At 36.9% G+C, this 840-nt stretch carries 1 protein-coding gene; it reads right to left on the bottom strand.

Translation table 11 applies throughout. The annotated features are described in order from the left end of the window. Positions 1–42: 42 nt before the first annotated feature. Positions 43–831: a hypothetical protein gene (locus tag M3P05_RS20520; RefSeq protein ID WP_249702000.1), complete on the bottom strand. Its 789-nt coding sequence runs from the start codon at positions 829–831 to the stop codon at positions 43–45. Positions 832–840: the final 9 nt, after the last annotated feature.

Below are 840 nucleotides of genomic sequence, written 5' to 3'. Positions count from 1 at the left end.
TTGCGTCATGCGACGCCGTAGGCGGTCGCATGCACGCACTTGTTAAATGGGGATTGCACATACCTTATGCTCTGGTATTTTTTGGCCACAGAATTTAAGAAGTGCAATCAATGAATCCTGGAATTCTTCGAACTGATCATGAGAAATACACATTCTCATTAGTATTGGATGGGCAGGATCTTCGGGTTTGATAATTATTCTTATGTCTTCATCTGAAAACGGACTCTTATACCTAACATTTAGTGCTGGGGAAGAAATATCTTCAGAAATATATATGCCAGATAGCTTTCCTTCCTCAGCTTTTTCTTTATGCTTCATGTCAGTTATTTCAAAGCCCCAAAAATCCATCAATTTTTTATCTGTTGCTGCGATGAATAGCTCAGCAATTTCAATTGATTGTTTTACCTCAGAATATTCTGGCACCGAAAAATCATGCTCTAGTTTATTTCTTAAAGTCCTTACTTGAGAAACCAAACCACTTGGAGCCATGCCGAATGCATTGATTATTCTCAGTTTTATTGGTGCGTCTTTATTGGTAGTTGCATCTGTAAAGAAGTCTATGAATTTTATAAGATGCTTTGGGAAATTCTTCGGTGTATAGCCAAAGGACATGAAAATCTTATCGATTTGACTGTCTATTGCTCTTTTAGCATTAGATAACGCATTAACTAGGCCTTTCTTTGATTTATCCTTAATGTCAGATTTTGAGAAAGAAAGAAATTCTGAAGGATTTATATCAAAGTTATGAGATAGCCTCGTTCCACTGTCCTGCTCGATTATGCAGTCTGTGAAGTCAATTCTGGCTGTATCAAGAAGTTTTTCGAAATTCATGTTACCTCA

Origin of the sequence: Parendozoicomonas callyspongiae (assembly GCF_023502345.1) — a bacterium.
Classification (GTDB): domain Bacteria; phylum Pseudomonadota; class Gammaproteobacteria; order Pseudomonadales; family Endozoicomonadaceae; genus Sansalvadorimonas; species Sansalvadorimonas callyspongiae.
Note: the sequence above shows the minus strand (reverse complement) of the source record. Positions and strands in the feature narration are given on the sequence as shown.